This is a genomic window from Calothrix sp. CBUCES-K 9914 (genome assembly GCF_059640475.1).
Genome location: NZ_JBXXZH010000422.1, coordinates 1 through 5,072, shown reverse-complemented (window position 1 = coordinate 5,072; position 5,072 = coordinate 1). Strand labels below are relative to the sequence as shown.

The following is a 5,072-nucleotide window of genomic DNA, read 5'->3' as shown; positions in this document are numbered from 1 at the left end:
GCAGGGCTGATTCGTTCCCTAAAAATCTTGAAAAATCAAGGGTTTCGCGCAAATCTTTATTGGTAATTTTGCTACCAAGGCGCCGATAAAATAAACAATCACACTTATATTTATGTGCTTAAAAGTCTATTTCATTGCTACCCATACTTATGATTTTTATAGCTAAGCATCTTGACAAATCCGATTTGAGAGGGAATGAAACAGCCCTGCTTGATAAGGGGGGCTTGAGTAGCAGGTGAATCGAAAACCGGGATAAGCTTGGAAGTCTTAATAGATGAGGATTCTATCCAGAGCGAATGTCATTGACGCTTTCTTATCATCGAGTCACTACTCAACGAGAAAATAAGGGTTTCAGCTTCACTCACAGGCTTATATTACTCATGTAATATCCCTTAACTCGGTTTTCTGCGCGAATGCTACTTATACCCCTTTTAGCTATACTCCTGTATACTACAAACAGAGTTTTGATACTACTTGCCCCTGGTGTCAGCTACGCTATATCTACGCCCCGTTAGGGTGCGTTGAACAGCATTTTTAGGCGCACAAACGCACCCTAACTCACTAAAACAACGTAATATCAGGATTTTGAATCATAACCGTTCGTACTGATAAGAGGCGCCTCTAAGAGCGTTAGGGTGCGTTCGACACCATTTTTGCGATTTCAGCGCACCCTAACTAAACGTAATTATTTGGTTAAATGCTTGAGATAGTAGCTTCGGTACTTACCTTCATGTCGGAAACAATGCATTACCAGAGGATACACTTCGCAAGATTGAAAAAGTACTCGGTGTTAATTTTGAAGTTAACTTTGATACTTCAGAATGATTTTTATGCTTGTGAGGCGCCTGTAAATCTAAAAATGACAACAGTTTGTTGTCAAAAATAATCCTTGTGACGGCGCCACGAACACTCCCATCATTATGTTCGTAGTATTTTAGGTGCCACAATTAATTAAAATAATGGCTCAAGGCAATTACGATTAAACTTAACTTCTTGCAATATGATCAAAATCGCACTAATTACAGGCGCCAGTCGAGGTCTTGGTAAAGACATGGCTTTGCGTCTAGCTCAAACCAAATGTGACATTATAATTACTTACCAATCAAAACTGGAAGAAGCCAATAAGGTAGTGTCTCAAATCAGGGAAATGGGACAGAGAGCTACGGCTTTAAAGCTTGATGTAGGAGAAATCAAGAGTTTTGATGATTTTGTATCTGAGTTGCAAACCGCATTATTACAAGAGTTTGAAACAAACAAGCTTGATTTTTTGATTAACAATGCTGGCATAGGCGCCACGATTCCAATTGCTCAGGTAACAGAAGAGGATTTTGATAAGCTCGTAAACATTCACTTCAAGGGAGTATACTTTTTAACCCAGAAATTGTTACCACACTTGAATGATGGGGGGAGAATTATCAACATTTCTAGTGGGACAACACGTTTTGCTAATCCTGGCTACTCGGTTTATGCTTCTGCTAAAAGTGCTATTGAGACTTTTACCCGTTATCTAGCAAAGGAAGTCGGAGTAAGAGGGATTACCGCGAATGTACTGGCGCCTGGTGCCATTGAAACCGACTTTAACAACGCCACTGTCCGTTCTAATCCCCAAATTAAAGGTATGATAGCCTCTAATACTGCTTTAGGACGAGTGGGACAAGCCGAAGATATTGGTGGAATAGTAGCTTTTTTGTGTTCATCTGATGCTCAATGGATTAATGGTCAAAGAATTGAAGCTAGCGGTGGAGTATTTCTTTAAGTACTTAGGGAGTGCATTGCTTTCAGGCACCATTACAAGTACAAAAGTACGCATGTAGGCTTAACGTAAAATCAGTCTATTTAGTACGTGTATATGTATTTTTAGGGGAATGGCGCCATGAATAGCGAGTGGCTGTTTTTTATAAATGTGGGAGTTATCGGCGCCATTAAATATGCTCCTGTGATAACTAGTCCAATTGTGATGCTAGATGCAAACTAACACAGGATTGTCAAGATGTTGCCGTCAAAATCCACCTACTTTGCACAATCTTCATATTAACTTCATAAATGAGCGCTTAAATGTGAGTTGATTGCAAAGCAAGCGGATGCAGTAAATCAAACTAAGTATTAAGGAAATAGGAATGGTGAAAATAAAAAGCCGGCGCCTGTAACTTTATAAATACAACACGTTTAGTTTTGAAATATTATCTGGCGCCTGTATTCATGAAAATCACAGGATACTCCTTTAGCCGAGAGATGACCTGTTGCATGGCTGTACTTATGCAACATCACTTCAACAGGCGCCTGTAATATTAAGATATGCGTTTCAGGCACCTTTCCCCAGATTTTTTATAACTGCATAAATACCTATGATTCACACCTATATTCTAATGAGGCAAATTTATAGCCGGAAGTAAATATTTTATACTGGATGGATGGAACTGTGATAAATAACAGAAAACTTGATTCTAATGAGCAAAGCATGGAAATATTGAATCGTTGTGCAGGTTCTTTTAATGTACTAACGGTTAGCCGCATTAAAGGAGATTTAAGTGAAGAAATATTAAGTATTGCTCTTAACTTAGTTCAAAAACGCCACCCTCGCCTTAAATCTCGTATTACTGGCACATCAGATAATCTTTGCTTTGCCGATGGAACTGAAAAAATTCCTTTACGTGTAGTTGAGCAACAGCACAGCGAGCAGTACTTGGAAGTTATTGTGGAAGAACTTAATAAGCCAATTGAGAGTGAGAAAGGTTTAGCGCGCGTAGTATTAATTAATTCATTTGAAAACAAAAATTATTTGATAACAATAATACATCATGCTATATGCGATGCATTATCAACTGTTCAATTACACTCAGAAATATTAACTTATTCTAACAAAATAGCTGCTGGGCAAATAGAAGATAATATTCAAGAGTTACCTCCACTTCCTAATATTCAAAAGTTGTTCCCAAAATATATGCAGGGTAACTTAGGACTAATAAAAACTATTTTATCTTTAGTGAAGTCCAAGTTTAAGCGTTTAGATAATCGCCCTCAAACTATGAGTTTTGAAGAATGTGTGCCTATTGAATCTCGTTCTACTGGCATGGTTCATAGAAAGTTAAATAAAGATACTACTACACAATTGATAACTGCCTGCCGAAATGAAAAGACAACTGTACAAGGTGCCTTATGTGCAGCGTTACTATTTGCAGCAGCAAGAATAATTCGAGATGGAAATCAAGATAATCTACTTTTAAGTTGCCACTCATCTGTCGATTTGCGAAGGCGCCTTGAACCACAAATAAATCGTGAAAACTTAGGCGTATTGGCTTTGGGTTTCACCTCACTTCACAACATAGATATAAATACGCATTTTTGGGATTTAGCGCGCGACGTTAAACGCCAACTCGAAGTCGGTTTAAAAAGTGAAGATATTTTCACTAATGCCTTAATATCTAGAAAAATGTATGAATCTCTTCTATCTCGCCCATATGAAGCGCCTGTAACTGTAGCTGTTACTAATATTGGTCGAGTAGACATAGAAAACGATTATGGTTTATTTAAACTTGAAGAAATCAGCTTTATTTCATCACAAGCAGTTTTTGGGGGTGTTTTGGGCGCCGCTGTTACAACATTCCAAGAAACAATGATTTTAAACTTTTACTTTTCTAAACCTTCTATTAGTCTTCGTAGAAGCGAGATACTAGCAAACGATATGATATATGTTCTTACCGACGCTTGTAACAAGGAAAACATAAGTATATCGGAATTTTAAGTACTTATGTTCGCAATGTTTTAGGCGCCACTAGTCAATTAGAGTAACAATATTCGTAGCTTTAGTATATTGCCGGAAAATAGTGCCAATTACGTGTATTATTTTATAGCCCACTTTAATATTTATATTGATACCACAAATTTAAGTACACACATTTTACTCAAAAAGTCAAAGAAGAGCGATTAATGATGTTGAACTAGAATACCTAGAACATGAAAAAAATCTGTTTATTTGTACTTATTATTTCTTTCTTAGCTCAAGAGTCTGCAACTGCCAGAACAATACGAATGAGAGAGAAAACAAGCGATGGAGCTACTTTGTCTGTTGACACTACCAGCGAACCTGTTAGTCAAAATGGCTGGACAGTATTTAAATATGGAATAGAAAAGAATAATTCATTCAAGGAAAATATTGGAGTTACACCATATTGCCGTAAAGGAAAGGCTCAGAGAAATGAGAGTGTTAGTAAATTAAAGTTACCCGTTCCTAAATGGGCAAATGCTCAAGAAATCGAAAAGGTTAGGCAAATATCTAATATTTCTAATTTGAGTAAGTTGATTACAGAACCTGGATGGTTAGTAAATTTAGACGGTCAGGTGACTCTAATTGCAGCAAATTCACCAGGAAGCGTCTCATTACTAGGTAGTGTTTGTGCAGTTGCGAACGAAATATCTAAGTCGAACAACACTTCAAATTATATCGCAGAAGGTATTTATTGGGTAGGACATACAGGTCAGGGTTTAGAAATTAAGGGGAAAAAATATCGATATTATGATGAAGGAGGTTATCAAAGATGGAAACCTATGTCTGACTTGAAATCTATTAAAAATGGTGTTATATATGATGGAAATACTTATTGGTGTTTATCCACACTTAAACCAGAAAATCAAATAGCTGTATGCACTGCAAATGGGTGGAAGACAAGTTAGATTACCACAATCTATAACAATATTGCACTTGTCCTGTTACGGCGTCTACTGTTGTACTATAAAAACCTCAAGAGCCTCTTCATCACCAGGTTTTAAAGTCTCAATAGTGGGCATTTGTAATGTTTAATAAGTGCGTTAATGCTTTAGAAGGTTAATCTTGATTGTACACATTGATTCACGCTTGGAGGATTTAATGCGCTTTATTTTTTTCACTTTATGTATTCTCGCAATCTTTACTCAAAGTGGGCACACTGCTCAGTCCACGCCTATACCAGCATTAATTATGACTAGCCCCGATTCAGGAACCGCGAACTACCAAGATAAATGCAGTAACGGCACCAACATTGACAAACAAAATCGCGATAACTTTCTTAAACTTATGCTTGCTGATAAAAGGTCAA

4 protein-coding genes are annotated in these 5,072 nt (G+C 37.2%); 3 read left to right on the top strand and 1 reads right to left on the bottom strand.

Annotated elements, in window-relative coordinates:
- Window positions 1-1,000 precede the first annotated feature (1,000 nt).
- Window positions 1,001-1,756: an SDR family NAD(P)-dependent oxidoreductase gene (locus AC2JBO_RS42960; protein ID WP_496959732.1), complete on the top strand. Its 756-nt coding sequence runs from the start codon at window positions 1,001-1,003 to the stop codon at window positions 1,754-1,756.
- 410 nt (window positions 1,757-2,166) lie between these two features.
- On the opposite strand, the gene AC2JBO_RS42955 is transcribed toward AC2JBO_RS42960, so the two are convergent.
- The gene (locus AC2JBO_RS42955) at window positions 2,167-2,310 is read right to left on the bottom strand and encodes a hypothetical protein (protein WP_496959731.1); all 144 of its coding nucleotides are present in this window, start codon (window positions 2,308-2,310) and stop codon (window positions 2,167-2,169) included.
- A 109-nt stretch (window positions 2,311-2,419) separates the two neighbouring features.
- Here AC2JBO_RS42955 and AC2JBO_RS42950 point away from each other — a divergent pair, with 109 nt between their 5' ends.
- Window positions 2,420-3,742: a phthiocerol/phthiodiolone dimycocerosyl transferase family protein gene (locus AC2JBO_RS42950; RefSeq protein WP_496959730.1), complete on the top strand. Its 1,323-nt coding sequence runs from the start codon at window positions 2,420-2,422 to the stop codon at window positions 3,740-3,742.
- Window positions 3,743-4,029: 287 nt separating this feature from the next.
- On the top strand, window positions 4,030-4,671 hold the full coding sequence (locus tag AC2JBO_RS42945) for a hypothetical protein (RefSeq protein WP_496959729.1): 642 nt from the start codon (window positions 4,030-4,032) through the stop codon (window positions 4,669-4,671).
- The last annotated feature ends 401 nt before the right edge of the window (window positions 4,672-5,072 follow it).